Genomic DNA, 26,228 nt, shown 5'->3' on the forward strand with positions numbered 1-26,228 from the left:
GTGGGGAGTGTCCACAGACGAAGAATGCGGGACCAAATTGAGTAATCTCACGCCTGAAAACAACCGGCCCCTGACCGCCATTAGTCTGAAAATCATTTCGGTGGTGATTTTCGTTGGCATGTCCTCGTTCATCAAGGCAGCCGGCGCCTTGCCGGCCGGGCAGGTGGTGTTCTTCCGGTCCTTCTTCGCGATGTTTCCGATCCTTCTTTTCCTTGGCCTGAAGGGAAGGCTGAGAACCGCTTTCGCTACGGAACGGCCCCTTGGGCATATGGCGCGCGGCTTCGTCGGCGTTTGTTCGATGGGACTGATTTTCTTTGCGCTGGCGCGGCTGCCGCTGGCGGATGCGATCACCCTGAATTATGCGCAGCCCTTGATGGTCGTCGTGTTCAGTTCCCTGTTTCTGGGCGAACCGATCCGCATGTACAGATGGGGAGCCGTCGCCATCGGGCTCGTCGGTGTCATCATCATTTCGTGGCCGGAACTGACCATGCTTCGCTCCGGCGGGGCGATGGAAGATCAGCAGGTGATGGGAGTGGTCGCGGCGCTGGCGGGAGCGGCGACCTCCGCTTTGGCGGCGATCCTTGTGCGTAACCTTGTCGGCAGCGAGCGCACCGCCACCATCGTGCTGTGGTTCTCGCTGATGGCGAGCGTCATCTCGCTTGGCACCCTGCCGTTCGGCTGGGAAGCGATCACGGCTCATCAGGCCATGCTGCTGATTGCGAGCGGCATTTGCGGCGGCGTGGCTCAGATCTTCATGACTGCGGCCTATCGCCATGCCGAGATTTCGGTGGTCGCGCCCTTCGAATACACATCGATCATCCTCGCCATCATCATCGGTTACGTGCTGTTCGGTGATCTGCCGGGCATCTACATGCTGGTCGGCGGCGCAATCGTGGTCGCCGCCGGGCTGTTTATCATCTTCCGCGAGCGCCGGCTGGGTCTGGAGCGGGCAAGGGCGGTCAAGGTTACGCCTGCGCAGGGCTGAATCTGCGGCAAAGCATGGGTGGCGTGCGCCTACGAAAGCGCGCGCAGCTTCATCTTAACTTCCAGAAAATCGCGCCAGGCCAACCGCTTGTGCGCCGGCGTGCGCAGCAGATAGGCCGGATGCAATGTCGGCATGGCCGGAATTTCCAGACCTGCGGCCCCGCTGTAGATGCGCCAGTTTCCGCGCAATCGCAGGATCCCTTCCGTGGTGTTCAGAAGGGTCTTGGCCGAAGCGCCGCCCAGATGTACCAGAACCTTCGGTTTGACCAGTTCGATGTGCCGTTCGATGAAGGGGCGGCAGATCTCGGTTTCCTGCGGGGTCGGCGCCCTGTTGCCCGGCGGGCGCCACGGGATGACGTTGGAAATATAGGCGCTGCTGCGGTCGAGCCCGATGGCCGACAGCATGCGGTCCAGAAGCTGGCCTGAACGCCCGACGAACGGCTTGCCTTCCAGATCCTCGTCCCGTCCCGGCGCCTCGCCGACGAACATCACATTCGCCTGCGGGTTGCCATCGGCAAAAACCATGTTCTTGGCGGTGAATTTCAGATTGCATCCCTCGAACCCGGCCATGCACTCGCGCAGTTCGTCGAGCGTTGCGGCGCCTGCCGCAAGCTCGCGCGCAAAGGCGATCTGCTGGCCGTCCGGAACGGTGGCCGGCTGGGACGGCGGGCGTGCGGCGGGTGATGTCTTTGGCGACGGTGCCTGTCGCCCGGCCTGCGGCCGGTGTTCCTGTTCTTCGGTTGCTGGCAGGCCGGCAGGTCGGGGCTGCGGTGCCCGCTCCTCGAATCGGTTCGCCGGCATGTCGTCCAGCGCCTCGTCCACGCCGGCCTCGGCATAGAAGGCCAGCAGGGCGTGGATATCGGCAATGCTGTCAGGGGTGGCTGCGCTCATGGAGCCACATTCGGCGTATCGGCCGGCATTTTCAAGTCAGGACGAGGGAATACGCGGGTCTTGCACCAGATAGAATGTCCAGCGCGGCGTGAAATCGGTGATCACGAACTGGAACGACACCGTGCTCAGCGGATCGACCTGCCCGCCGGAGAACAACAGCCGATCATAAGGTTCGAAGCTGCGGTCGAAACGGGAAAATGCGCTGGAGAAGATAGCTTCCGGAGAGCGATTGCGCTGGTCGAAGGAAAGGCCGTCGCCGAAGATGCTCGGCCGGTCGCGCCCTTCCTGCAGTTCGAACTCGAATTCGATCCATGGGTGACCGCTGTTGTTCAGGATGTCGATGCGCAGGTAAAGCACCATGAGGTGACCGTGGCCAGGCAGGCGGGGCATCCTTCGGATCGCATTGTGGATTGTCAGTGTGACAGGGGTTGCAGAGTGGAACTCTTCCATCACCACCAGCGGATCGTCCGCCGTGCCGGATCCGCCGACCGCGGTGATGGCGAAGTCGCCGAGCTCGTCGGAGAGCATATAGGAGCCCGCAGGCCACATGCCGCTCTCTTCGGCGAGGCTCGGGAAAACACCAAGCATCACCGGAACAAAGGCCAAAACCGCAAGTTTCCGGGCCCTGCCGAGCGGTTTCGCGAGGCGCAGCTGCGGCAGGCCGGGCCATCCATAGGTGCGCATTGGCCCAGTATCGCCGATATGCGGGCTGGCGCACACTCAATTATGCGTTGGCGTGCGTCGAGATGTCCGCAGGCGGCGTCGGGCCGAGGAGATGCCGGTGTATCGACAGTCCTCAAGCTCACAACAAGTCGGTTGCAATCATATTTTGACGTTTACGTTTACGTAAAAATCTGCGACCTTACGTTACAAGGGAAAATGGCCGCTAATTTTTTCTGCCGGTTCCCCGTCGCATACTGATGCGCTATGGAGCGCGGGAGCCAGCACAGTATCAGCAAGCCGATGCGGAGGGATTGATGAGCGATATTGAACGCGAGAGCATGGAATTCGACGTTGTGATCGTCGGTGCGGGACCGGCTGGTCTGGCGGCCGCGATCCGTCTGAAGCAGGTCGATCCCGAGCTTTCCGTGGTCGTTCTCGAAAAGGGCGGCGAGGTCGGTGCTCACATCCTGTCAGGCGCTGTTGTCGATCCGATCGGCATCGACAAGTTGCTGCCGGACTGGCGCGAGGACGCGGACCATCCCTTCAAGACACCTGTGTCAGACGACCATTTTTTGGTGCTCGGTCCTGCCGGCTCGATCCGTCTGCCCAATTTCCTCATGCCGCCGCTGATGAACAATCACGGAAACTACATCGTTTCGCTGGGCAATGTCTGCCGCTGGCTGGCTGGTAAGGCTGAAGCGCTCGGCGTCGAGATCTATCCGGGCTTTGCCGCGGCCGGCGTTATCTACAATGATGAAGGCGCTGTCACGGGCGTTTACACCGGCGACATGGGCGTCGAGCGTGACGGAACGCAAGGTCCGAATTTCGCGCCGGGCATGGCGCTGATGGGCAAATATGTGCTGATCGGCGAGGGCGCCCGCGGATCGCTGGCCAAGGAACTGATCGCAAGATACGATCTCTCGGCCGGACGCGAGCCCGGCAAATTCGGCATCGGCCTGAAGGAACTTTGGCAGATCAAACCTGAGAACCACAAGCAGGGTCTGGTGCAGCACTCTTTCGGTTGGCCGCTCGACATGAAGACCGGCGGCGGTTCGTTCCTCTACCATCTGGAGGACAATCTGGTCGCGGTCGGGTTCGTCGTTCATCTGAACTACAAGAACCCTTATCTGTCGCCGTTCGAGGAATTCCAGCGCTTCAAGACGCACCCTGCCATTCGCGGCACCTTCGAAGGAGCAAAGCGAATAGGCTATGGCGCGCGCGCCATCACCGAGGGCGGCTGGCAGTCGGTGCCGAAAATGTCGTTCCCCGGCGGGGTGCTGATGGGCTGCTCGGCCGGTCTGGTCAACGTTCCGCGCATCAAGGGTTCGCACAATGCGGTGCTGTCGGGCATCATGGCAGCCGACCATGTGGCCGAAGCCATTCATGCAGGGCGCGCCAATGACGATCTCATTTCCTATGAGGAAGCCTGGCGCGGTTCCGACATCGGCAAGGACCTGAAGCGCGTTCGCAACGTCAAGCCGTTGTGGTCGCGGTTCGGAACGATCCTCGGCGTCGGCATCGGCGGTCTGGACATGTGGCTGAATACGCTCTTCGGCGTCTCGCCCTTCGGCACGCTCAAACACGGCAAGACCGATGCCGCCTCGCTGGAGCCGGCCGCGAAGCACAAAAAGATCGACTATCCGAAGCCGGATGGCGTTCTCACCTTCGACCGGCTTTCCTCCGTGTTCCTGTCCGGCACCAACCATGAAGAGGACCAGCCGGTCCACCTTCACGTCCGGGACATGGGCTTGCAGGTGAATTCCGAGCACGACGTTTTTGCCGGTCCCTCGACGCGCTACTGCCCGGCGGGCGTCTATGAATGGGTGGATGCCGATGGCAATGCCGCGGCCGATCCGACCGCCAAGGATGTGCGCTACGTCATCAACGCGCAGAACTGCGTTCACTGCAAGACCTGCGACATCAAGGACCCGAACCAGAACATCAACTGGGTGCCGCCGCAGGGTGGCGAGGGGCCGGTTTACGCGAACATGTAAGGCGTTTTCGCCCGGCTCATTCAGCCGGGCTTTTTCTTGCCTCTCAGAGGCTGGGACTATCCCGGCGTTACGGTTGCGTCAGGAAAACCGTGGCGCTTCCCTGTTCGTCTTCCGGTTCGTCCGACGACGGTCTGACTGAAAATTCGACTAGAAGCGGAACGTGATCGGAGCCGACATCTTCCAGCCGCTCGGATGAGTGGACGATCACGTTTCCTTTGGCGAAGACATTGTCGATCGGCAGACCGGCGAACAGCAGCGCCTTCGGCAACAGTCTGTGGATCCATGTCGGACCGGGTGAAGGGATGAGCATCAGCCCGCCTGCCTTCGCGACACTCGCCGCCGCAGCGCTCCATGGCGCGGCGTTGAGGTCTCCCGCCACGATCGCGTCGTCACCAAGACCTGCAAGGTGCGGCTCAAGCCTGAATATCTGTCGCGCCTGCGGTCGTGGCCAGGGCCAGCCCAGATGTATGGCGCCGACATCGATCGTGGTGCCGCCGAAATCGACCGGCGCAACAGCCAGTGAAAGTCGCGCGGCGCAGCGCGCTTCGCGGCTTTCGTCCAGCGGACGTCGCGAGAGGATGGCGACGCTGAATGGCTGGCGTATGCGCGGACAGATGAGCTGGTGAGGATAGGCCTGCTTCAGCAGCGCCAGCTTTTCCTCCCACATCGACCCGACCTCTGTGAGTGTCACCACATCAGGTTGTATCCGGCCGATCAGCGACAGCACTTTTTCAGGCGTCGGGTTGTTGTAGCGCAGATTGATTTCAAGCAGCCGGTAAACCGCGCTGTCAGCCGGCTTCGGCGCAAAAGCGGCTGCCGGCACCATCGGCACACGCATGAACGGCAGGATGGAAGAAAAGCTGGTCACTGCAAAAACCAGCGCTGACAGGGCCAGCAGCCTTTCGGGCGTAAACAGCAGGGGAAGCGCGATCGCCACCGTCAGCACCGCCAGATGCGCCCGGAAATGCGCGAAGGAATCGAATGCCGGGTGAACGCTGCTGAGAAAACCCAGAAGAAGCGCCAGAGAAGTGCCGAACAGGATGATGGTGGCGATGGAACGCAATCTGCTTTTCATGCGGACTTCTTGAGGTTCTGATTGCGGCTCATTGATGGTGCGTTGAAGCTCGAATAGGATGCGGCCCGGAAACAGTCGTTCAATATCGGGAAAAGCGCTTGAAGGCGACCATTGCAGCATCTTTATACATGGTCTGCCTGCTTGCTGCTGTATCCGGCAGCCCTGCTTTTGCCGGTGGCGAGATCATCGAGCGGGTCGAGCACTATCCCGTCTCGGGCCGGACCGGCATCGAGCTTTACCATTCCATAGGCGAGCGCGGGCCGAAAAGCGGCGTCGGGCGGGCGATCGCCCATACCACTTTCAAGCTAACATGGCGCAGGAACTACCAGCCTCAGGGAACGTCATGCATGCTGGTCTCCGCCGTGCCACGCCTGATCATCACCTACACCCTGCCCAAGCCCTCGCAGGCGCTGCCGCCGGATACCAAGAAGCGCTGGGATAACTTTATCGAGGGCATCAGGCTTCATGAGGAAGTCCATGGCGTCCACATGAAGGAAATGGTGGCCGAGATCGAGGCGAACACGATCGGCGTCACCGCTGAAAACGATCCCGGCTGCAAGAAAATCCGGCAGGATATTCAGGCGCCTCTCGGAGCGGCATCGCTGCGCCAGCGTCAGCGCAGCAGCGATTTCGACCGGGAGGAGATGGCGGAAGGCGCCAACATCCACCGCCTTATTCTGGGGCTGGTTAACGGCGAATAGAGCGCACACCGTAAAAGCGCGCTCGCTTTCCTTTTCCCGTCTCGGAGCCTTGTGGTGGTGGCAAAACGTTCCAGTTTTACTGGAACGCCGTTTCGGTGAAACTGCGCAGCTTGCGCGAATGCAGCCGTTCCATCGGCATTTCCGCCAGCTTTTCCATGGCCCGGATGCCGATGGTGAGATGCTGCGCCACCTGCCGCTTGTAGAATTCACTGGCCATGCCGGGCAGCTTCAGCTCGCCATGCAGCGGCTTGTCTGAAACGCACAGCAGCGTTCCATAGGGTACCCGGAAGCGGAAGCCGTTGGCGGCGATGGTGGCCGATTCCATGTCGAGGGCGATGGCGCGTGACTGCGAAAGCCGCTGCACCGGCCCGCGCTGGTCGCGCAGTTCCCAGTTTCGGTTGTCGATGGTGGCGACCGTGCCGGTGCGCATGATGCGCTTCAGGTCGTAGCCGGAAAGGCCGGTGACTTCCGCCACAGCCTCCTGCAACGCCACCTGAATTTCAGCCAGCGCCGGCAGCGGTATCCACACAGGCAGGTCATCGTCCAGCACATGGTCCTCGCGCACATAGGCATGCGCCAGGACGTAGTCGCCCAGCGCCTGCGTGTTGCGCAGGCCGGCGCAGTGGCCGAGCATCACCCAGGCATGCGGGCGAAGCACCGCGATGTGATCGGTGATGGTCTTGGCGTTGGAAGGGCCGACGCCGATATTGACCATGGTGATGCCGGCATGGCCGGGCTTCTTCAGATGATAGGCCGGCATCTGCGGCAGCCGCACCAGATTGCTCTGCGGGCTGGTCTGGTCGCCGGCCTGCGTGACGACATTGCCGGGCTCCACGAATTCCGTATAGCCGCCACCGCCTTCCGCCATCAGCCTGCGCGCCAGCGCGACGAACTCGTCCATATAGAACTGGTAGTTGGTGAACAGCACGAAATTCTGGAAATGCTCCGGGCTGGTGGCCGTGTAGTGAGGCAGCCGATGCAGCGAGTAGTCGATGCGTTGCGCCGTGAAGGGCGCCAGCGGGCGCATCTCGCCCAACCCAAGGTCGAAGGTGCCGTTGGCGATATGATCGTCGATTCCGTCGAGATCGGGCACGTCGAACAGATCCCGGATCGGCCGCCGGATGCGCTCAGCCGCGGCGCCGTCCACATAAGTGCCTTCAAGGAAGGCGAAATGCAGGGGGATGGGGGTGGTCGATTCCTGCACCGTGATCGGGACGCCGTGATTGCGTATGATCAGGCGGAACTGCTCTGTGAGATAGGTCTCGAACAGATCTGGGCGGGTGATGGTGGTCGAGAAATAGCCGGGCAGGGGCATGTGGCCATAGGCCTGCCGCGAATCCACCTGCGTGAACGAGGTCGTCGTTACGCCGACTTCCGGATAGAAGGCCCGATAGCGCCTGTCGGTATCGCCGCCCGATGCCAGCGCGGCAAAGGAATCCCTCAGGAACCGGGTGTTGCGCTCATAGATGCGGCGCAGCGCCGCGACGATGGCGGCCGGATCGTCGAAGCTCTGTGGTTTCACCGGCTCCGGCGTGATGATCGTTTCGATGGCTTGCGGGTAGATTCTGTTTTCCATGGCCCACTATATGGCCGGGGCAGGATGGTGGGGAAGGGGGCTGATGGAGCTTGCTGTTGATCCTCAGCCCCGCTGCAGGCTGACCAGCAGCACGAAGCCCATGCCCTTCTTCTTCAGCGACGGTGCTTCGATGGTCTGGCCCATATCTCCGCGCACCATCGGAACGGCGAGAACCGGAGCTGCCAGCATGGTGAGGATGAGCAGCGCGCGGGGCAGGACACGCAGGAAGCTCAGGCTGTTTTCGGTAAAGGCGTTCATGGTCCTGATCTCCGTTCCTGCTTCAGCGGCTGATGCTGGTGCAGCCAAAGAGGCACTTTCCGGCTCGCACCTGCTCCCAATGGCGGGGCTGGCGGCCGTTTTCCGCGACGATCATGGCAAAGCCGATGCCGAAGAGGGTGGCCAGCAGACAGACGATGGTGAAGCGGCGAGCGAGCATGTCTCGTTTCCCTTGATGTTGGAAACAGCATCGCATTGCCCGGCTGAACCCTCTCTGAGAGGGCCGTTCATGTGAGGTTCAAAATTAATGACGCTCCTTAACCACACAGGCTCATTGCGCCGGCCGGCAGAGCGCTTATCTGGTTGAACAGGTCATCAAGCTGCCGGAGAAAGACGAATGACGACGCAGACCGCTCCCATTGAACTCCACTACTGGCCGACGCCCAACGGCCACAAGATCACGATCTACCTGGAGGAAGCAGGCATCCCCTATGAGGTGCATTATGTGAACATCGGGCGTGGCGAGCAGTTCGAGCCGTCCTTCCTGAAGATCGCGCCCAATAACCGCATGCCGGCGATCGTCGATCCGGAAGGCCCTTCTTCGGATGGAAAATGGAATGGAGAGCCGATCTCCGTCTTCGAATCCGGCGCCATCCTGCAATATCTCGGCCGCAAGTTCGGGCGGTTCTATCCTGCCGATGAGCGCCAGCGTACTGAAGTGGATCAGTGGCTGTTCTGGCAGATGGGCGGCCTTGGCCCCATGGCCGGACAGGCGCATCACTTCCGCCAGTATGCACCGGAAAAAATCCAGTACGGCATCGATCGCTACACCAATGAGGTCAACCGCCTCTACGGCGTCATGAACAAGCGTCTTGCCGACCGTGAATATCTCGCCGGCGACTATTCGATTGCCGACATGGCGTCATTCCCGTGGGTGCGGCCTTACCGTAATCAGGGGCAGAATCTGGAAGAGTTTCCGAACCTGAAGCGCTGGTTCGAGGCGATCGCGGCGCGGCCCGCCGTGCAGAAGGCGGTGGAAGTCGGTCAGGATCACCGCAACAATCTGGCCGACGACAAGGAAGCGCAGAAAATTCTGTTCGGTCAGAAAGCACGGGTCTGAAGAGCCGCTCCCTGAAAATGGAAAGGCCGCCGGGTGGACATGCTCCGACCGGCGGCCTTTTCCGTTGATGCGCAGGCAGCTTTACTGACGGGTGAGCTTCTCGCTCTTGCAGATTAGGCCGCCGAGCACGCAGCCGGAAAGCGACAGCGAGTTGCCCGAAACGCTGGCCTTACCGTTGTAGGTCTTGCCCTCGTCCAGCTTGTTCACTGTGCCTTTGTAGGCACCGTTGCTGCCTTCCATGCAGCCGATCGACTTGCCCTTGTATTCTCCGGTCATCACGGTGCCGCAATATTTGGCGCCGCTTCCGGCATAGGAAATCACGGTGCCGTTCGGCCGTTTCCACGAGCCTTCGATCGGATCCGCGAATGCAACGCCGGCCGTCATGATGATGGCGAGTGCCGCCACGCTGGTAATGCGAAACATGTCTCCTCCCTGAGCACTGCGTTCCTCTTACGAAAACGCAGGCTAATCCACTCTTTTGCAAAGCGAAAGCCGTGCCGCTGGGGAAGGATGACAAGAAATATTAGCAGCCTTTCCGGCCTGAAAATGACCGCTGCCTGAAAAGCGATGCTTTGGCTTGGTTAGCGAAGCGTTGAATTTCGATTCCGAATTTTCCGTAAAATTCGAGACAAAAGCCAGCGATTGCCGGGCTTTCCATCGTTAACGAATGGTCACGTTTACCTCTTGTTTTAGCTTTGTTTTCTTCAAATTAAGCACGTCTTTTTACGGCGAATTCAAGCGCCTGCTGCATTCTCGGAAGCATCGAAGAGCAGCCCCACAGCTTCAAAGAAAGGGGCGCTCTCGCAACGGGACAGGGGTTTGAAAATGGCACGTTTTGAAATGCACGACGCTGGTTTCGGCACCATGGGCACGATGGCTCAGGCCGACATGTTCGTTGAACTGGGCATGATGTACGCCACCGGCCGCGATTGCGAGGTCGATCAGGTGGCAGCTCACAAGTGGTTCAACATCGCAGCTATCAAGGGGTCGGCCCGCGCCGCCGAACTGCGCTCGGAAATCTCGGCCAGCATGTCGAAGACCGATCTGGCACGGGCGCTGCGCGAAGCGCGTGAATGGATGACGATGCACTGATCTGGAAGAAAAAGCCGCGCGCAGAACGCGGCCTGAATAAAGGCGGTTGCCGCTCCAACGGCAAGCCGCCAGCAACAGGGCCAGAACACAGGGAAAGCGTGGGAAATAAAAGGCGCGGGGGCGCGCCTTGAGCATCGGACCCTCAACAGAGGGGCGATGCCATGCAGATAATGCCACGCAAGCCGGGCCGCGACCGATCGGAACAAGATCGGCGCGGCTTTCGGCTTTTTCCAGCGTCCCGCGACCGGAGAATAGGCTCAGTTCGCAGGCAGCAAAGGCAGCAGGTGCCCTTCGTCGGGCCGGCTGTTCACTCGCCTGCCTGTTCGGCAAAGCGCACGAGCACTGTTCCGTCGCTCACCTGACTGCCTTCCGTGGCGATCTCAACGATCACGCCGTCATGAGGTGCTGCGATGGAATGTTCCATCTTCATGGCCTCAAGAATGAGCAGAGGTTGCCCCTTCGTCACGCTGTCGCCGGCGGCGGCCCGCACCACCTTGACCAGCCCTGGCATTGGCGCGCGCAGGCTGTCGGCGCCGCTGCCCGCTTCGTCGGCCCGGTCCAGCGGATCGGGAACGGCGAATGTGTAGCTGACCGGCCCGTCGAATACGCTGACATGACCCGGCCAGCGCGCCAGATTGATTGCGGATGGGCGCAGGCGAAGCGTTTCGCCGTTAAGCTCATCCAGTTCGACGAATGTCCGCCCTGCCTCGACACCCACCTTGGCCCTGACGACTTCCTCGCCATAGCCGAGCGTGATGCGTCTGGGCGTCGCGTGGAAATGCGCATAGCCTGTGAGCGCGGACCATGGATCGCCGGCATCTGCCATGTCGGAAAGGCCGGAAACGGCAACAACCGCCGCGGCCACCACTGCCCCGGCAGGGGCAGGAATTGCGGTCAGCTCGTCCTGTTTGCGCCCGATCAGTCCGGTATCGACGTCGCCGGAGGCGAAGTCAGGATCTGCGGCAAGGGCGGCAAGAAAGGCGGTGTTCACCGTCGAGCCGGCAATTTCCGTTTCAGCCAGCATGTCGCCGAGCCCGTCAAGTGCCGTTTTACGATCCGGCCCATGGACCACCAGCTTGGCAATCATCGGATCGTAGAAGGGCGAAATCGTATCGCCTTCGCGCACGCCCGTTTCAACGCGCAGCGACGTGCCGGGTGCGGCCTCATCCGGAAACCACAGATGGTGCAGCGTGCCGGTCGCCGGCAGGAAGCCGCGCGCGGCATCCTCGGCGTAAAGCCGCGCCTCGAAGGCGTGGCCGTCGAGCTCGATCTCGTCCTGGCGCAGCGGCAGCACTTCGCCATGGGCGACGCGCAACTGCCATTCAACCAGATCGACCCCGGTGATCATCTCGGTCACCGGATGCTCGACCTGAAGGCGCGTATTCATCTCCATGAACCAGAAGCGGTCCACCTTCAGCCCCTGCGAGGCATCGACGATGAATTCGATGGTGCCGGCCCCGGAATAGGCGATGGCCTTCGCCGCCTTGATCGCGGCTTCGGTCATGGCCGCGCGCATTTCGTCGGTCATGCCGGGGGCGGGGGCCTCCTCAATCACCTTCTGGTGGCGGCGCTGCGCCGAGCAGTCGCGCTCGAACAAATGCACGGCATTGCCGTGATTGTCCCCGAACACCTGCACCTCGATGTGACGCGGCTTCTCGACATATTTCTCGACCAGAACGCGGTCGTCGCCGAAAGCGGCCTTGGCCTCGCGCCGTGCCGACGAAAGCGCCTCGGCGAAATCGCCAGGATGATCGACGCGCCGCATGCCGCGCCCGCCGCCGCCGGCACGCGCCTTGATCAGCACCGGATAGCCGATTTCGGTGGCCTTGGAGGCGAGCAGCACGATGTCCTGCGCCTCGCCATGATAGCCGGGCACCACCGGCACGCCTGCCTTCTCCATCAGCCGCTTGGCCGCATCCTTGAGGCCCATGGCCCGGATCGAGGCAGCGGAGGGGCCGATGAAGACCAGCCCGGCGTCGACCACGCGGTCTACGAAATCGGGGTTTTCCGACAGGAAGCCGTAGCCCGGATGAATGGCTTCGGCGCCGGTCTCCAGCGCCGCGGCGACGATGCGTTCGCCGACGAGATAGCTTTCGGTCACGGGCGCGGGGCCGATGCGAACCGCCTCGTCTGCCATGGCCACATGCATGGACCCCGCATCTGCGTCGGAATAGACGGCGACCGTCGCCACGCCCATGCGCCTTGCGGTGCGGATGATGCGGCAGGCGATTTCGCCGCGATTGGCGATGAGTATCTTCTTGAACATGGCCGCCCTCACATCCTGAACAGGCCGAACTTGGTGTCCGGCACCGGCGCGTTGAGTGCTGCCGACAGCGACAGGGCCAGCACCTCGCGGCTACGCGCCGGATCGATGATGCCGTCGTCCCACAGCCGTGCCGAGGAATAGAGCGGATGGCCTTCGCGCTCGTATTTCTCAAGCGTCGGCTGCTTGAACTCCGCTTCCTCTTCCACGCTCCATGTGCCGCCCTTGCGCTCGATACCCTCGCGCTTGACCAGCGCCAGCACCATGGCCGCCTGCTCGCCGCCCATCACCGAAATGCGGGCATTGGGCCACATCCACAGGAAACGGGGCGAATAGGCGCGCCCGCACATGCCGTAATTACCGGCGCCGAACGAGCCGCCGATGATCATGGTCACCTTCGGCACGCTGGCCGTGGCCACGGCCGTCACCAGCTTGGCGCCGTCCTTGGCGATGCCGCCGGCCTCGTATTTCTTGCCGACCATGAAGCCGGTGATGTTCTGCAGGAACACCAGCGGAATGCCGCGCTGGCAGCACAGCTCGATGAAATGCGCGCCTTTCTGCGCGCTTTCGGAGAACAGCACGCCATTGTTGGCGATGATGCCGACCGGCATGCCGTAGAGATGCGCGAAGCCGGTCACCAGCGTGGTGCCGTAGTTCTGCTTGAACTCGTCGAAATCGGAGCCGTCGACGATGCGGGCGATCACCTCGCGCACGTCATAGGGCTGGCGAAGATCGGTCGGCACGATGCCGTAAAGTTCGCGCGGATCGTGAAGCGGTGGGCGTGGTTCGCGAAGATCGAGCCCGATCTCCTTCTTTCGATTCAGGTTTCCGACGATGCGCCGCGTGATCGCCAGCGCATGCTCGTCGTCCACCGCGAGGTGATCGGCCACGCCGGATTCGCGCGTGTGCAGGTCGGCACCGCCCAGTTCCTCGGCGCTGACATCCTCGCCGGTCGCGGCCTTCACCAGCGGCGGGCCGCCAAGGAAGATCGTCGCCTGCTTGCGCACCATGATCGATTCGTCGGCCATCGCCGGCACATAGGCGCCGCCCGCCGTGCACGAGCCCATCACGCAGGCGATCTGCGGAATGCCGGCCGCCGACAGGGTGGCCTGGTTGTAGAAGATGCGCCCGAAATGGTCGCGGTCCGGGAAAACCTCGTCCTGGTTGGGCAGGTTCGCGCCGCCGGAATCGACCAGATAGACGCAGGGCAGGTTGTTCTCCCGCGCGATCTCCTGCGCCCGCAGATGCTTCTTCACGGTCATAGGATAATAGGTGCCGCCTTTGACCGTGGCGTCGTTGACCACGATCATCACCTCGCGCCCCTCGACGCGGCCGATGCCGGCGATCATGCCGGCCGAGGCGATGTCGCCGCCATACATGTCCCATGCGGCGAACTGGCCGATTTCGAGGAACGGCGAGCCCGCATCCAGCAGTTGCGCCAGCCGCTCGCGCGGCAAAAGCTTGCCGCGCTTCACATGGCGCTGGCGCGACTCCTCCGTGCCGCCCCGCTGCACGGTTTCGGCCTTGGCGGCAATGTCCTCCACCAATGCGCGCATGCGCTCGTCATTGGCGCGGAAGGTGTCGGAAGAAAGGGAGATCTGCGAGCGAAGCTGCGCCACTTCAGATCTCCTCGCTCATGATCTCGCGGCCGATCAGCCAGCGGCGGATTTCCGACGTGCCGGCGCCGATCTCGTAGAGCTTGGCGTCGCGCAGCAGCCGCCCCGTCGGATAATCGTTGATGTAGCCGTTGCCGCCAAGAAGCTGGATGGCGTCGAGCGCTGTCTGCGTAGCCTTTTCGGCCGAGTAGAGAATGCAGCCAGCCGCATCCTTGCGCGTTGTCTGGCCGCGATCGCAGGCAGAGGCCACGGCATAGACATAGGCCCGGCAGGCGTTCAGCGTGGTGTACATGTCGGCCAGCTTGCCCTGCACGAGCTGGAAATCACCGATCGGGCGGTCGAACTGTTTGCGCTCGCGCACATAGGGCACCACGACGTCGAGGCAGGCGGCCATGATGCCGAGCGGGCCGCCGCAAAGCACGGTGCGCTCGTAATCGAGGCCGGACATCAGCACCTCGACGCCCTTGCCTTCCTCGCCCAGTACGTTCCCGAACGGCACTTCCACATTGTCGAACACCAGTTCGCCGGTGTTGGAGCCGCGCATGCCGAGCTTGTCGAGCTTTTGCGCCACCGAAAAACCGGCAAAGCCCTTTTCGATCAGGAAGGCGGTGATGCCGCGCGATTTCCGCTCCGGATCGGTCTTGGCGTAGACCACAAGCGTGTCGGCGTCCGGCCCGTTGGTGATCCACATCTTGGTGCCGTTGAGCACGAAGCGGTCGTTCTTCTTCTCTGCCCTCAGCCGCATCGACACCACGTCGGAGCCCGCACCGGGTTCGGACATGGCCAGCGCGCCGACCGCAGCGCCCGAACACAGCGCCGGCAGGTACTTTTCCTTCTGGGCGTCGGTACCCCAGCGATTGATCTGGTTCACGCACAGGTTCGAATGCGCGCCGTAGGAGAGAGCGACCGAGGCGGAGGCGCGCGAAAGCTCCTCCATCGCCACCACATGCGCCAGATAGCCCATGCCGGTTCCGCCGAAGGCCGGGTTGGCGGTCATGCCGAGCAGGCCGAGCGCGCCCATTTCGCCCCACAGATGGGCAGGGAATTCATTGCTACGGTCGATTTCCGCCGCCAGCGGCGCGACCTTTTCCTGCGCGAAGCGGTGAACGAGGTCGCGAAGTGCCGCGACGTCTTCGTCAAGCCCGAAGTCGAGTGCCTGCGTGTACATGCTGTGTCTCCCGGTTCGTGGTCGCCCCGACAAGGCGCATTGTCATGGAAAGATAGGTCTGCGTCACCCCTTCCACCGAAAGCCGCTCGTCCGGCCGGAACCAGACGATGACGCCGGTGATCATCTGGATCACCGCCATGGCGGTGAGCCCGATGTCGTCCAGATCGAAGACGCTGGCTTCCGCGCCGTCGCGCAGGATGGCGCGCAGCTCTTTTTCGTAAGAAGTGCGCAGCCGCAGGATGAAGGTCAGCCGTTCGGGTGAGAGGCTGCGCAGCTCCATGTTGGAAATATGGGTCTGCGAACGCCGTTCGATATGGAAGGCGATGTGGTTTGCGACGAAGGTGGCAAGGCGCGTGGTGGCGTCCGTGGTGGCAGGGCGCGCCTCGCTCCATGCGCTGAGCAATGCCTCCATGTGCTCGCGCATCAGGGTGAAGAGCAGGTCTTCCTTGGTGGGAAAGTAGCGGTAGAGCGCCGCCGCCTGGACGCCGACCCGCGCCGCAAGCTGGCGCATGGATACAGCCTCGTAGCCATGGCGCGCGATCAGATCGACGGCCGCCTCGCGGATCGCCGCTTCCGTTCTCTCGCCATCCGATCCTGCAGTGCGTGCCATCGGGTTCCTCCACTCCTTTAATAAAACGCACGTTCAATTAATTCAAGAGGCAGACAAGATCATGAATAGCAGGGGATAGCAGGTCGATTGTGAACTCAGTTGTGGTTGTCAGGCCGCGAGCGTCCCTTGCCGAGCACCATTCCTGCCGCGGCTAAGGCCAGCCCCAACCCGGAAAAGGCGGCGAGGCTCGGCAAATGTTTGGGAATATCGCTCCATACGGGGCGAACCACGCTGGCCGTATCGAAGGTGTCGGCGCTGTACTGGCATAGCACGAAGGAGGATTCCTTGCGCACCATGTCCGCATCGATGCGCGACACGAGATCTTCGACCGCCTCCTTGTTGGCCGATGTTTCACGCATGTGGGAAAGTAGTTCGCGCGCGGCCGACAGATAGGCGTGGGCGCATTCGTTGAAGGGGCTTTCCTCGTCGGCCAGTGTGCCGGGAACCAGACCCCACAGGCAATAGGTGTACTGGATGTTGCCATAGTTCAGCAGGCGCACGAAGGTGTCGTCCATCTGCCGCTCCTGCGCGGCCAGTTTCATGATGTCGCTGCGGTAGTCGGCGATCACCGCCATCTGCCCGTGCGACAGGCTGGCGATCGGAATGCCCTTGATTTCTTCCGGGTTGAAGCGCCGGTGCGCTTCGGCCTCTCTGCTGGCAAAACCCGTCGCTGCAAGGGCAAGAACAAGCGCGGCACGCGCCAGAGGAGAAGCGTGCCGCGCCTGCATATCTCAGGCCGTCCGGCCGCGCTGGCGGGTCGCCAGCGCACGCTCGGCAACCGCGCCGAAGCCGAGCCCGATCACCGTCCACAGCACCGCATGCATGCCGAGCGAGGAGGTGCGGAAATGCCAGATCAGATCGGCCGAATAGCCTTCTGGAATCTCGTTTACCGTCGGCAGCGCATACTGGGCAATGGCGATGATGGCGAGGAAGGCGAGGCCTCCGACGATGCCGGCATTCCAGCCGCCCAGCTGGCTCCACAGTCGCCGCGCCAGCGCAACGGCGATCACGGCCGCTATGATCGAGACGATCAGCATGACGAAGAACAGCTCGGTGCGCTCGCCGATCGTTTCGGGATTGCCGACGGCCGGCGGCGTCGCCGGATATTTCATGGCTGGGGCAATCACCACGGCGATGAAGGCGGCGATCGCCAGCAGGCCGGCGGTGGCGCGGGGCGTGAGCGTGACGACACGCCCGTAGACGAAGGCGAAGACCAGCGCGAACAGCCCGCCGATGGCGGCGCCATAGACGACCGAACCTGTCAGCAGGCCAAGTCCGGCCTGCGTTTCGCGGCTGACCAGCTCTTCCTCTTCCTCGGCCGGTTCGCCGGAGGCTGCGGCCGCCGCTTCTTCATAAGCGATGGCGGTGTCGATGTGAGGTTCGCCGAACACGCGGGCAAAACCGAATGCGAAGAGACCAGCGAGGACGCCGATCAGCATCCCGCGAAGCAGAAGATTTCCAACCATGGCGCTGTTCTTTCAGTGGCAGGGGAAGCCGAGGAGGTGACGCGCGTCATGAACAAATTCATGCGTGCTCAGGCTTGAGAACAGGGTCGTTGCCCCTTCTTCCGCGCCGATGAAATAGATGCCCAGAATCATGAGCAGGCCGCCGAAAATGGCCCATGGCATGATTTCGCGAACCGGAATAGGAACCGGCCGCACGTCTGGTGCAAAAGTAATGTCGGACATCGTGCTTCTCCCTGGGATCCTGCGTCCCGTTCATGCAAGCTGGGGAGACGAACCAAGGTCTGACTTCCGGCACTCCTGCCGGTCACAGTGGCGCGACCGTGCTGGATTTTCACCAGCTTCCGGATCCGTAACCTTTGCCGAAATTACCCGCCGTCCTGTATGGCTGTCAATTGAACTGAAGGGGAGACGCGAGAGAATATGACAGGACGCCTGACCCTGATTTGTTGTGGTGCGACCGCCGCTTTGCGCCGCAATGCCTTTCATCGCGATGAGCCGCTGGAACAGAAATCGCTCTCTCAGGCGCAAAGGCTGGCCACTCAAATCCCGGGTGCGGACCGCGTCTGGCACGGGCCGGAGCTCAGGGTGCAGCAAACGGCGAATGCTCTGGGCCTGAAAGGGAAGGCTTTCGCGGCTCTGGCCGACCAGAATTTCGGCTTCTGGGCTGGCCGCAGGCTTGCTGAACTCGATCCGGCGGAACTTGCGGCATGGATGTCCGACCCCGATGTGGCACCGCACGGCGGCGAAACGCTGAACGATCTGCGCCGGCGTATCGCAGCTTTTCTGAAGGAAAACCTCGGCCTTTCGGGGCATACGCTTGCGATCACGCACCCCGCAGTCATTCGTGCTGCCGTCTGCGAAGTGCTTGGCGCGCCATCGCAGGCTTTCCGGGCAGTAGATGTTCAGCCTCTCAGCCTGACACACTTCACCAGCGATGGCCGTCGCTGGGCTCTGCGTATGGTCTCCCGATGAACAGCAAGCCTATCCCGCGCGAGCAGCGGCCAGTGCTTTCGGCAGTTCCTCGGCCAGAATATCGAGCTCGTGGTCGAGCCCGACGCTGATGCGGACACAGCGATCCAGCCCGGCCACCATCGGCTTGCGGATGAACACCCCGCGCGCCAGCAGGTTCTGGAGCACTTTCAGCGCGAAAGCGCCGTCCCTGCCGCAGTCCACGGCCACGAAATTGGTGGCGGAGGGCAGGGCGTCGAGCCCGTTTTCCGCAGCGATCGCGGCGATGCGCTGCCGTCCGGCTTCCACCTTGCGCACCACCTCTGCCAGCCATGCCTGATCCTTGATCGCGGCCTCGCCCGCGATCTGCGCCATGCGGCTGACGCCATAGTGATTCCGGATCTTCTCGAAGGCGGCGATAACCGTCTCTTCTCCCATGGCATATCCGCAGCGAATGCCGGCAAGCCCGTAAGCCTTGGAGAAGGTGCGCATGCGTACCATGTTGGGGCGCGAAACATCGATTGCCGGCAAGGCGGAAGCTGGCGCCAGCTCGCAATAGGCCTCGTCGAGAATGAACATGGTGGTCTCGGGCAGGGCTTCGACGAAGCGGTTGATCTCGTCGGCATCCCACCAGCTTCCCATCGGATTGTCGGGATTGGAGAGATAGACCAGCCGGGAGTTTTCCCGGCGCACCGCTGCCAGCAACCCGTCAAGATCTTCGCGGTCATTCTTGTATGGCACCGGCACCAGCCTGCCGCCGACGCTGGCAATATGGAAATTGAACGTGGGATAGGCGCCAAGCGACGTCACCACCGGTTCACCCACGCCCACATACATGCGTGCGATCAGCCCCAACAGCCCGTCTATGCCTTCCCCGATCACGATGTTCTCAGGTTTCACGCCATGATGGGCGGCGACCGCGACTTTGACGTCGTGATTGTCCGGATCGCAATACATCCACATGTCGGGCGCGGCCTCGGTCATACTGGCGATGACGCTGGGGGAGGGACCAAAGCTGCTTTCATTGGCGCCGATGCGAGCACGGAATTTCCGGCCGCCTGCGCGCTCCTGCGCTTCCGGCCCCACGAATGGAACGGTTGAGGGCAGGGCTGAGACAATGGGCGTGAACGGCGGATAGATGGGCATGGCGATCCAGTCGTCAAAACGGTTGCGGCCGAGACGGGCTGCATTCGCATGGCGGGTGCTTTTCAACGCAACCGCACATCTCAATAGCAAGCCCGTATGTCTCCAGCGCAATAGCCCCGGAGACTTCACACAATGCTTTAAGCGCAGCCGCAGGCGGGGAGCAAGGTCCCTTGTTCCCTCATGTCGGGCAAAGGCTTCCGCTGTTGCCTCGTGGGAGCGATGTGTGATTTTGCCGCTCTGCACGGGATTTCCGCGGCTGGAGCAGTTGCTAGGGGCGGCTTCGGCAGGGCGGGTCGCCTGAAGGCATCTCCACCATGCCGCATGCCGCTCCCTTGCCGTCCTACCCGTTACATCTGACCATCACCGACAGCGGCGCCGCAGCATTATGACAGATCAGAACATAGCCGGGGGTCTATGCGGTCACGGAGCCAGTGCGCTTGCGCAGAGCTTGTTGCCCGTGGGATCACGAAGATAGGCCAGATACAATTTCCGGCTTCCGACTTCGCGGATACCGGGTGGGTTCTCGACCGATGTTCCCCCGTTTTTCACGCCCGCCGCGTGCCATGCATCAACCTCATCGGGCGATGAAAGGGCGAAGCCGATCGTGCCGCCGTTGGCATGGCAGGCGGAATCTCCGTTGATCGGCGCGGTAATCATGAAACGAGGCCCGCCTTTGCTGTAAACAACGCGCCCCTTCGGATCGATCGTGCCTGCGGTGCCACCTGAAGCGGTAAAAATGGCATCATAAAACTTTTTGGATTGCTCGAGATCATTCGAGCCGACCATGACGTGACTGAACATGCGTTTCCTCCTGAATGACTGTGACCTAGCCCGATTCCAGACAGATCGGAAAGCACCATCTGGCCACCCTGCTCGGATGCAGGAGGCAAACATGAGTGAGGGCTGGCTTTCACCGGAGCATCTGAGGCTTTATGCCATAAAGCGCTTAGCAGTTTGATCGGCTGCCAGCTTTCCCGGAAATAATAACGGCTTTGAAAATGCTTGGATTTTTTATTTCAATGATGGCGGAGAGGATGGGATTCGAACCCACGAGAAGCTTTTGACCTCTACTCCCTTAGCAGGGGAGCGCCTTCGACCACTCGGCCACCTCTCCACACGGCGCTTTCTAAGCGTTTCCGCCAGTTTGGCAAGGTCCTATCTTGCAGATAAATACAGCTTTATGTGGAACATCGCCTGAACAGGCGAAGGGACGAGGTGGAATATCGGCAAAGATGCCCACATGCTTTCTGCATTCCCTGTCGCTTCAAGCAGGCCGCTTTGTATTGGCTCGCCTTCCTGGACGAAGGCTTAGCCCATGCGTTCCGAGGCATAGGAGCCCGGTGATGCCGGGAACACGACGGTCTTGCCGTCATTGAGGAACACCCGTCCGTGGATATGCGCGTGAATGGCGCGCGCAAGCACCGAAGCCTCCACATCGCGCCCCAGCGCGACATAATCTTCCGACGACTGCGCATGGGTGATGCGCACGATGTCCTGCTCAATGATCGGGCCTTCGTCGAGATCCGCAGTGACATAGTGCGAGGTGGCACCGATCAGCTTCACCCCACGCTCATAGGCCTGCTTATAGGGATTGGCTCCCTTGAAGCTGGGCAGGAACGAGTGATGGATGTTGATGATCCGGCCCGACATCTCCCGGCACATATCATCGGACAGAACCTGCATGTAGCGGGCAAGAACGATAAGCTCGGCGCCGGTCTCGCGCACGATGCGCATTTGTGCGGCTTCGGCTTCCGCCTTGTTTTCCCTGGTCACGCGTATGCAATAGAAGGGAATGTCATGGTTCACGACAACCTTCTGATAATCCATGTGGTTGGAAATCACGGCCACTATGTCGATGGGCAGGGCGCCTATGCGCCAGCGATAGAGCAGGTCGTTCAGGCAGTGGCCGAACCGGGACACCATGAGGATGACCTTGCGCTTGATGCTTTCGTCGAAAAATTCGGCTTCCATTCCGAACCTGTCCGCGATCGATGCAAACCCGGAACGCAACTCATCGAGAGTGCGTCCGTCTTCGCTTCGAAAGCTGACGCGCATGAAAAAGCGGCCTGTGTGATTGTCATCGAACTGGGCGCTGTCGGTGATGTTGCAACCTTCTTCGGCCAGAAAAGACGAAATCGCAGCAACGATTCCACGGGCCGAAACACAGGTGACGCGCAGGCAGAATTTGGTCATGAATGTTTGTCTTGCCGATGATGCCAACCGCCGCGAATTTCTAGGCGACCAGCAGGATAAAATATCACGGCCGCGGTATCATGCACCAGCACCGATGACCAGCGGACAAAACACCCTGTCCGAAAAATCAGTCAAGGCAATTTACGTCTTTGAACCTGACTCAACCTACGCATTCCGGACAACCCCGACCGCTCCTGTTGAGAGGTGAGCAATAACATCGAAAGTTTCAATGTAAGATATTTCGAGGTTTCGATCCACGCTCCCGCGAAGGGAGCGACTCGTGAGCTAGGCCGCGCTGTGCGGGCCTACAGCCAAGTTTCGATCCACGCTCCCGCGAAGGGAGCGACACGCTGGTGCTGTCCGACAACACCACGGCTTTCGTGGTTTCGATCCACGCTCCCGCGAAGGGAGCGACGTGACGATGCCGGGCGCGTTGCTTGGATACTTTACGTTTCGATCCACGCTCCCGCGAAGGGAGCGACCCTACCACACACGGCGACCACGCCGCCCAGAGGAGTTTCGATCCACGCTCCCGCGAAGGGAGCGACATTCTCGTCGTTCGACCGCGACATATCGAATAACGTTTCGATCCACGCTCCCGCGAAGGGAGCGACGCCCGTGCTTGCGGACGACGCCCGCAAAATCAAGGTTTCGATCCACGCTCCCGCGAAGGGAGCGACGCGATCGCGCAGCGCCCAGCCCACTAGCCGACAGTTTCGATCCACGCTCCCGCGAAGGGAGCGACGTGGGGTGGTGGACCAGTAAGGCCAGTCAACGAGTTTCGATCCACGCTCCCGCGAAGGGAGCGACACGCCGTCAGAGCCCTTGGACCGCAGCGCCCGCGCGTTTCGATCCACGCTCCCGCGAAGGGAGCGACGATCTGTGCGCGCCCCTCGATTGTGATTGCCGGTTGTTTCGATCCACGCTCCCGCGAAGGGAGCGACAATGATCTCGGTTCCCGGCGCAAGCGGCACCGCCTGTTTCGATCCACGCTCCCGCGAAGGGAGCGACACATCGCGACCGGGACTTCTGGCGTGGGTGACTGGTTTCGATCCACGCTCCCGCGAAGGGAGCGACCGCCGCCACGCTGACCGCCCTGACCGCCCGAACCGGTTTCGATCCACGCTCCCGCGAAGGGAGCGACCTGGCGCATGTGGGCGCTGATCGACAAGGCAGGGGTTTCGATCCACGCTCCCGCGAAGGGAGCGACGACTGTCGCCGCTCCGGTGGAACCTGTCATCATGTTTCGATCCACGCTCCCGCGAAGGGAGCGACGCTTCCGCCTGCATCAACGGCCATTCGTGCGCGAGGTTTCGATCCACGCTCCCGCGAAGGGAGCGACGTTCTTCGCATTGAAACCAGCGCCCTCGTTGAGGTGTTTCGATCCACGCTCCCGCGAAGGGAGCGACGTTGGCGGCAAGCATCGGATAACCGGCGAGCATGGTTTCGATCCACGCTCCCGCGAAGGGAGCGACAAGGTTCCGAGGCCGCACTGGAGCGCTTTGCCGGTTTCGATCCACGCTCCCGCGAAGGGAGCGACCGGTACATCCAAAAGGTCTGGGCCATAGCCTGATGTTTCGATCCACGCTCCCGCGAAGGGAGCGACCCGCTGCAAAAGCAGATCAATGCGCTGCATTCGATGGTTTCGATCCACGCTCCCGCGAAGGGAGCGACGGCTTGCTGAGTTGCACTACTGGATTGCAAGGTTTCGATCCACGCTCCCGCGAAGGGAGCGACATCGATTGCGATAAGCTGGTTAGGACTGTTGTATTGTTTCGATCCACGCTCCCGCGAAGGGAGCGACGCGCCTGCCGCGCCTTTTCCGGGTCAATATCCTTGTTTCGATCCACGCTCCCGCGAAGGGAGCGACGAACGGTTGTCGAAGTTTCGGATGCTTACATAGGGTTTCGATCCACGCTCCCGCGAAGGGAGCGACAACGTTCAGACGCGGGCGCGCCGGCATCGTCCAGTTTCGATCCACGCTCCCGCGAAGGGAGCGACCACGCGATACCAGCGCGGATCACCAGCGAACGAAATGTTTCGATCCACGCTCCCGCGAAGGGAGCGACTGCCAAAGCCAGTGTATGACCGGATAGTCAAAATGTTTCGATCCACGCTCCCGCGAAGGGAGCGACCGTGAGCGTCAGCAGCCAGAAAAAAGCGTGAAAGAGTTTCGATCCACGCTCCCGCGAAGGGAGCGACCTGCTGCTGCATACCGCCCGGCTGCTGACCTGTGTTTCGATCCACGCTCCCGCGAAGGGAGCGACACCAGCCGACAGTCACATTCACATCAACACCCATGGTTTCGATCCACGCTCCCGCGAAGGGAGCGACTGCAATCTATGTAATTATTTGTTTTCAAATTGAAAAGCGGTTTGGAAATGCGAGCCTTCCTGTAATGCGGCAGGCAACTGGCAACTCTGGTGAGATGTCGTTCGGATGTTTAACGATTTCAAAGAGCTGGCCTGTTTGCGAACCTTGCGGGCGGAGCCGGCACGCTTGGGGTTCGCAAAAGCGTTTTCAGATCACCTGTCAGATGATCAGAGGCCCATTAAGGTCCGCAGCCGGTTTTGCGCCGACATGTTCTACCTTCCGCGCCCAGTTCGAGCCAAGATAATAGTAGCGCAAGGAATCGAGTTCCGGACGGATTATGAGTTCAAGGCGCGTTTTCAATTTCGTCCACTGCGCAGGATCCACTTCGATCTCGAAGACGGAAAACTGCACCCGTTGCCCGAAATCCTTGCAGGCGCGGGCCACCTGGCGCAGGCGCTTCCTGCCGCCATCTTCCGTCGTGTTCACATCGTAGGTAACCAGAACAAGCATGTCAGGTCCAGAACCATGGCGGGTAGGCGTCAATGTCGCCGCGCAGGTGGCGTGCCAGCATTTGCGCCTGAAGCCATGGCACAAGGCCGAAAGGCGCTTTCTCCTGCAGAAAGGGATGCTGGCGCTCTTCCTTCTTTCGCTCCTGCCACGCGGTCAGAACTGTCCTGCGTCCTTCGTCGGAAAGCAGAACCGCTCCGCCGTCCAGATGACGGAAATCGCCGGCCCGGATCTGGCGCCGGTTCACGAGTGAAAGTGCCAACCTGTCGGCGAGCGGCGCGCGCAGTTCCTCCATCAGGTCGAGCGCGAGGCTCGGCCGGCCGGGACGGTCGCGATGGAGAAAGCCGACCGCTGGATCGAGCCCGGCTGTTTCGCAGGCAGAGCGGCAGTCATGGGTGAGAAGCGTGTATAGAAAGGATAAAAGCGCGTTCATGGCATCGAGCGGCGGCCTGCGCGATCGGCAGGTCCAGCGCAGTTCGGCATCGGGAGAGCGAATAAGATGGTCGAACACCCCGAAATAGAGGTTGGCGGCTTCCCCTTCCGAACCGCGCAGCCGGTCGATGGAATCGTCGGCGAACTGAATCCGGCGAAGAATGGCCGCCATTCTGTCCCCAGCGTGCTCCAGTTCGGTGCGCGCAGGCGCCCCCATTTCGGTGCCATAGTCGCGAAGTGCACGGCGGATGACGGCACGCTGATTGGCGATCTTGCCCATGACAATAGAGCGAACGATGTCCTCCGCCTGATCGGCCGCCTTGTATTGCGCCCTGCGCAGGAGAACATTTCCCGTGACGGGGCCTTCGATGCGGGCCTGAAAGCGGCCGGCGCGGTCCATCAGCGAGATGGTTATGCCCCTTTCGGCACAGGCACCGATAAGCGCTGGTGAGATCAGGATAGGGCCGAAAGTGACGACAGAAGCCAGCATGTGAAGCGGAACGCGTGCGCGTTCGACGCCATCAACGTCGGCGACGAGGTTTTCCCCATCCTTCTTCAGCGCGGAGCCTTCGGTGGTGACATAGACGGTGTTGAGAAGCTTCTTCATTCCACGCCCAGAACGAGATCGAGCATCCGGTCCCGCCATTTGCGAACCGGGCGGGCAAAGGTTTCGGGGCGGCACAGCTCCATCAGCGAGCAGGCGCGGCAGCGCGACTTGTGTAGTGTCGGCGCGGGCGTCTGACGAGTGTCGAATACAAGCGAAAGTTCCGTAACGACCTGTTCTGTAAGAGCGCGCAGATTGTCGTCGAACGGCACGACAACGCGGCGCTTTGTCTGAGCGTAGAATAGCGCGCCCTCCGGCACGTTGGTGCCGGTCATCTCTTCCAGGCAAAGTGCCTGGGCGCAAAGCTGCACCTCGTCGGCGCGGTGAAGCTTGGGCTTGCCGCGTTTGTATTCGACCGGGTACGGGACCTCGCCCTGCGGCGTGGGGTGAAATTCGACCAGATCGGCCACGCCCGTCAGGTTCAGGCGTCGGGAGGCAAGCGGAAGCGAAAGCACCCGGCGCGCACCGCGCGTCTTGCGGCTGCCGCCCTTGTCGGCAACCGCATGCAGCACGTCGCCTTCGGCGGTGAAGCGGTTTTCGGCCCACAGCCTTTCGATATGAATGAGGGCAGCCTGCCTCAGGCAATAGACCGCGTGCTGCAGCGCCGAAAGGGGAATGGGGTTCTCCTCGGCGTGCAGCAGGGTGCTCAT

At 61.6% G+C, this 26,228-nt stretch carries 26 protein-coding genes, 1 tRNA gene, 1 CRISPR repeat array and 1 riboswitch; of the genes, 6 read left to right on the forward strand and 21 right to left on the reverse strand.

Going from position 1 to position 26,228, the window contains the following annotated elements; translation table 11 throughout:
- The first annotated feature begins 37 nt into the window (after nucleotides 1-37).
- Nucleotides 38-985, forward strand: a complete 948-nt coding sequence (locus MIC97_RS00080; RefSeq protein WP_239798360.1) for a DMT family transporter — start codon at nucleotides 38-40, stop codon at nucleotides 983-985.
- 29 nt (nucleotides 986-1,014) lie between these two features.
- Here the strand turns inward: MIC97_RS00080 and MIC97_RS00085 are convergent, their stop codons facing one another.
- The gene (locus tag MIC97_RS00085) at nucleotides 1,015-1,875 is read right to left on the reverse strand and encodes a uracil-DNA glycosylase (protein ID WP_239798361.1); all 861 of its coding nucleotides are present in this window, start codon (nucleotides 1,873-1,875) and stop codon (nucleotides 1,015-1,017) included.
- Nucleotides 1,876-1,911: 36 nt separating this feature from the next.
- Entirely contained in the window at nucleotides 1,912-2,559 is a 648-nt protein-coding gene (locus MIC97_RS00090) for a hypothetical protein (RefSeq protein WP_239798362.1), read from the reverse strand.
- A gap of 293 nt (nucleotides 2,560-2,852) precedes the next feature.
- Here MIC97_RS00090 and MIC97_RS00095 point away from each other — a divergent pair, with 293 nt between their 5' ends.
- Nucleotides 2,853-4,532, forward strand: a complete 1,680-nt coding sequence (locus MIC97_RS00095) for an electron transfer flavoprotein-ubiquinone oxidoreductase (RefSeq protein WP_239798363.1) — start codon at nucleotides 2,853-2,855, stop codon at nucleotides 4,530-4,532.
- A 67-nt stretch (nucleotides 4,533-4,599) separates the two neighbouring features.
- Here the strand turns inward: MIC97_RS00095 and MIC97_RS00100 are convergent, their stop codons facing one another.
- Nucleotides 4,600-5,607, reverse strand: coding sequence for an endonuclease/exonuclease/phosphatase family protein (locus MIC97_RS00100; protein WP_239798364.1), 1,008 nt, complete (start codon nucleotides 5,605-5,607; stop codon nucleotides 4,600-4,602).
- Nucleotides 5,608-5,735: 128 nt separating this feature from the next.
- Here MIC97_RS00100 and MIC97_RS00105 point away from each other — a divergent pair, with 128 nt between their 5' ends.
- The gene (locus MIC97_RS00105; RefSeq protein ID WP_239800980.1) at nucleotides 5,736-6,308 is read left to right on the forward strand and encodes a DUF922 domain-containing protein; all 573 of its coding nucleotides are present in this window, start codon (nucleotides 5,736-5,738) and stop codon (nucleotides 6,306-6,308) included.
- Nucleotides 6,309-6,384: 76 nt separating this feature from the next.
- On the opposite strand, the gene MIC97_RS00110 is transcribed toward MIC97_RS00105, so the two are convergent.
- The 3 genes from MIC97_RS00110 to MIC97_RS00120 all read right to left on the reverse strand — a co-directional run bounded on the left by MIC97_RS00110 (nucleotide 6,385) and on the right by MIC97_RS00120 (nucleotide 8,320).
- Nucleotides 6,385-7,884, reverse strand: a complete 1,500-nt coding sequence (locus MIC97_RS00110) for an AMP nucleosidase (protein ID WP_239798365.1) — start codon at nucleotides 7,882-7,884, stop codon at nucleotides 6,385-6,387.
- A 63-nt stretch (nucleotides 7,885-7,947) separates the two neighbouring features.
- Complete coding sequence (locus MIC97_RS00115; RefSeq protein WP_239798366.1) at nucleotides 7,948-8,142, reverse strand: hypothetical protein; 195 nt, start codon at nucleotides 8,140-8,142, stop codon at nucleotides 7,948-7,950.
- 22 nt (nucleotides 8,143-8,164) lie between these two features.
- The gene (locus MIC97_RS00120; RefSeq protein WP_183828605.1) at nucleotides 8,165-8,320 is read right to left on the reverse strand and encodes a hypothetical protein; all 156 of its coding nucleotides are present in this window, start codon (nucleotides 8,318-8,320) and stop codon (nucleotides 8,165-8,167) included.
- Between the two features lie 177 nt (nucleotides 8,321-8,497).
- Between MIC97_RS00120 and MIC97_RS00125 the strand changes: the two genes are divergently transcribed.
- Nucleotides 8,498-9,220 carry a glutathione binding-like protein gene (locus MIC97_RS00125; RefSeq protein WP_239798367.1) on the forward strand — a complete coding sequence of 241 codons (723 nt, stop codon included), beginning with the start codon at nucleotides 8,498-8,500 and terminating at the stop codon, nucleotides 9,218-9,220.
- 81 nt (nucleotides 9,221-9,301) lie between these two features.
- On the opposite strand, the gene MIC97_RS00130 is transcribed toward MIC97_RS00125, so the two are convergent.
- On the reverse strand, nucleotides 9,302-9,643 hold the full coding sequence (locus MIC97_RS00130; RefSeq protein WP_239798368.1) for a DUF2147 domain-containing protein: 342 nt from the start codon (nucleotides 9,641-9,643) through the stop codon (nucleotides 9,302-9,304).
- A 402-nt stretch (nucleotides 9,644-10,045) separates the two neighbouring features.
- Here MIC97_RS00130 and MIC97_RS00135 point away from each other — a divergent pair, with 402 nt between their 5' ends.
- Nucleotides 10,046-10,312 carry a sel1 repeat family protein gene (locus tag MIC97_RS00135; RefSeq protein ID WP_183828614.1) on the forward strand — a complete coding sequence of 89 codons (267 nt, stop codon included), beginning with the start codon at nucleotides 10,046-10,048 and terminating at the stop codon, nucleotides 10,310-10,312.
- 307 nt (nucleotides 10,313-10,619) lie between these two features.
- On the opposite strand, the gene MIC97_RS00140 is transcribed toward MIC97_RS00135, so the two are convergent.
- From MIC97_RS00140 to MIC97_RS00170, 7 genes are all read right to left on the reverse strand, one after another.
- Nucleotides 10,620-12,578 carry an acetyl/propionyl/methylcrotonyl-CoA carboxylase subunit alpha gene (locus MIC97_RS00140; protein ID WP_239798369.1) on the reverse strand — a complete coding sequence of 653 codons (1,959 nt, stop codon included), beginning with the start codon at nucleotides 12,576-12,578 and terminating at the stop codon, nucleotides 10,620-10,622.
- 8 nt (nucleotides 12,579-12,586) lie between these two features.
- Complete coding sequence (locus MIC97_RS00145) at nucleotides 12,587-14,194, reverse strand: carboxyl transferase domain-containing protein (RefSeq protein ID WP_239798370.1); 1,608 nt, start codon at nucleotides 14,192-14,194, stop codon at nucleotides 12,587-12,589.
- A 1-nt stretch (nucleotide 14,195) separates the two neighbouring features.
- Nucleotides 14,196-15,359: an isovaleryl-CoA dehydrogenase gene (locus MIC97_RS00150; protein ID WP_239798371.1), complete on the reverse strand. Its 1,164-nt coding sequence runs from the start codon at nucleotides 15,357-15,359 to the stop codon at nucleotides 14,196-14,198.
- Entirely contained in the window at nucleotides 15,328-15,969 is a 642-nt protein-coding gene (locus tag MIC97_RS00155) for a TetR/AcrR family transcriptional regulator (protein WP_239798372.1), read from the reverse strand. Before MIC97_RS00155 ends, MIC97_RS00150 begins: the two co-directional genes overlap by 32 nt.
- Nucleotides 15,970-16,064: 95 nt before the next feature.
- On the reverse strand, nucleotides 16,065-16,697 hold the full coding sequence (locus MIC97_RS00160) for a hypothetical protein (protein ID WP_183828628.1): 633 nt from the start codon (nucleotides 16,695-16,697) through the stop codon (nucleotides 16,065-16,067).
- Nucleotides 16,698-16,700: 3 nt separating this feature from the next.
- Entirely contained in the window at nucleotides 16,701-17,435 is a 735-nt protein-coding gene (locus MIC97_RS00165) for a CbtA family protein (protein ID WP_183828631.1), read from the reverse strand.
- A 12-nt stretch (nucleotides 17,436-17,447) separates the two neighbouring features.
- Nucleotides 17,448-17,657: a CbtB-domain containing protein gene (locus MIC97_RS00170; protein ID WP_183828634.1), complete on the reverse strand. Its 210-nt coding sequence runs from the start codon at nucleotides 17,655-17,657 to the stop codon at nucleotides 17,448-17,450.
- 47 nt (nucleotides 17,658-17,704) lie between these two features.
- Nucleotides 17,705-17,786, reverse strand: a riboswitch (adenosylcobalamin (AdoCbl) riboswitch).
- Nucleotides 17,787-17,855: 69 nt separating this feature from the next.
- On the opposite strand from MIC97_RS00170, the gene MIC97_RS00175 reads away from it, so the two are divergent.
- The gene (locus tag MIC97_RS00175; protein WP_239798373.1) at nucleotides 17,856-18,407 is read left to right on the forward strand and encodes a histidine phosphatase family protein; all 552 of its coding nucleotides are present in this window, start codon (nucleotides 17,856-17,858) and stop codon (nucleotides 18,405-18,407) included.
- A 9-nt stretch (nucleotides 18,408-18,416) separates the two neighbouring features.
- Here MIC97_RS00175 and MIC97_RS00180 read toward each other — a convergent pair whose 3' ends face one another.
- From MIC97_RS00180 to cas4, 7 genes are all read right to left on the reverse strand, one after another.
- Nucleotides 18,417-19,529 (reverse strand): pyridoxal phosphate-dependent aminotransferase, encoded by a 1,113-nt coding sequence (locus MIC97_RS00180; protein WP_239800981.1) that lies wholly within the window; start codon nucleotides 19,527-19,529, stop codon nucleotides 18,417-18,419.
- 420 nt (nucleotides 19,530-19,949) lie between these two features.
- On the reverse strand, nucleotides 19,950-20,330 hold the full coding sequence (locus tag MIC97_RS00185; RefSeq protein WP_239798374.1) for a VOC family protein: 381 nt from the start codon (nucleotides 20,328-20,330) through the stop codon (nucleotides 19,950-19,952).
- A 222-nt stretch (nucleotides 20,331-20,552) separates the two neighbouring features.
- A tRNA-Ser gene (locus MIC97_RS00190) sits at nucleotides 20,553-20,643 on the reverse strand.
- Nucleotides 20,644-20,837: 194 nt separating this feature from the next.
- Nucleotides 20,838-21,722, reverse strand: a complete 885-nt coding sequence (purU, locus tag MIC97_RS00195; RefSeq protein WP_239798375.1) for a formyltetrahydrofolate deformylase — start codon at nucleotides 21,720-21,722, stop codon at nucleotides 20,838-20,840.
- A 246-nt stretch (nucleotides 21,723-21,968) separates the two neighbouring features.
- Nucleotides 21,969-24,056: a CRISPR direct-repeat array (repeat unit 32 nt; unit sequence GTTTCGATCCACGCTCCCGCGAAGGGAGCGAC).
- A gap of 198 nt (nucleotides 24,057-24,254) precedes the next feature.
- Nucleotides 24,255-24,545: a CRISPR-associated endonuclease Cas2 gene (gene cas2, locus MIC97_RS00200; protein WP_239798376.1), complete on the reverse strand. Its 291-nt coding sequence runs from the start codon at nucleotides 24,543-24,545 to the stop codon at nucleotides 24,255-24,257.
- A gap of 1 nt (nucleotide 24,546) precedes the next feature.
- Nucleotides 24,547-25,581 (reverse strand): type I-C CRISPR-associated endonuclease Cas1c, encoded by a 1,035-nt coding sequence (gene cas1c, locus MIC97_RS00205; RefSeq protein ID WP_239798377.1) that lies wholly within the window; start codon nucleotides 25,579-25,581, stop codon nucleotides 24,547-24,549.
- The gene (cas4, locus tag MIC97_RS00210; RefSeq protein WP_239798378.1) at nucleotides 25,578-26,228 is read right to left on the reverse strand and encodes a CRISPR-associated protein Cas4; all 651 of its coding nucleotides are present in this window, start codon (nucleotides 26,226-26,228) and stop codon (nucleotides 25,578-25,580) included. The genes cas1c and cas4 overlap by 4 nt, the downstream gene beginning before the upstream one ends.

Origin of the sequence: Aquamicrobium sp. NLF2-7 (genome assembly GCF_022359935.1) — a bacterium.
Taxonomy (GTDB): domain Bacteria; phylum Pseudomonadota; class Alphaproteobacteria; order Rhizobiales; family Rhizobiaceae; genus Mesorhizobium; species Mesorhizobium lusatiense.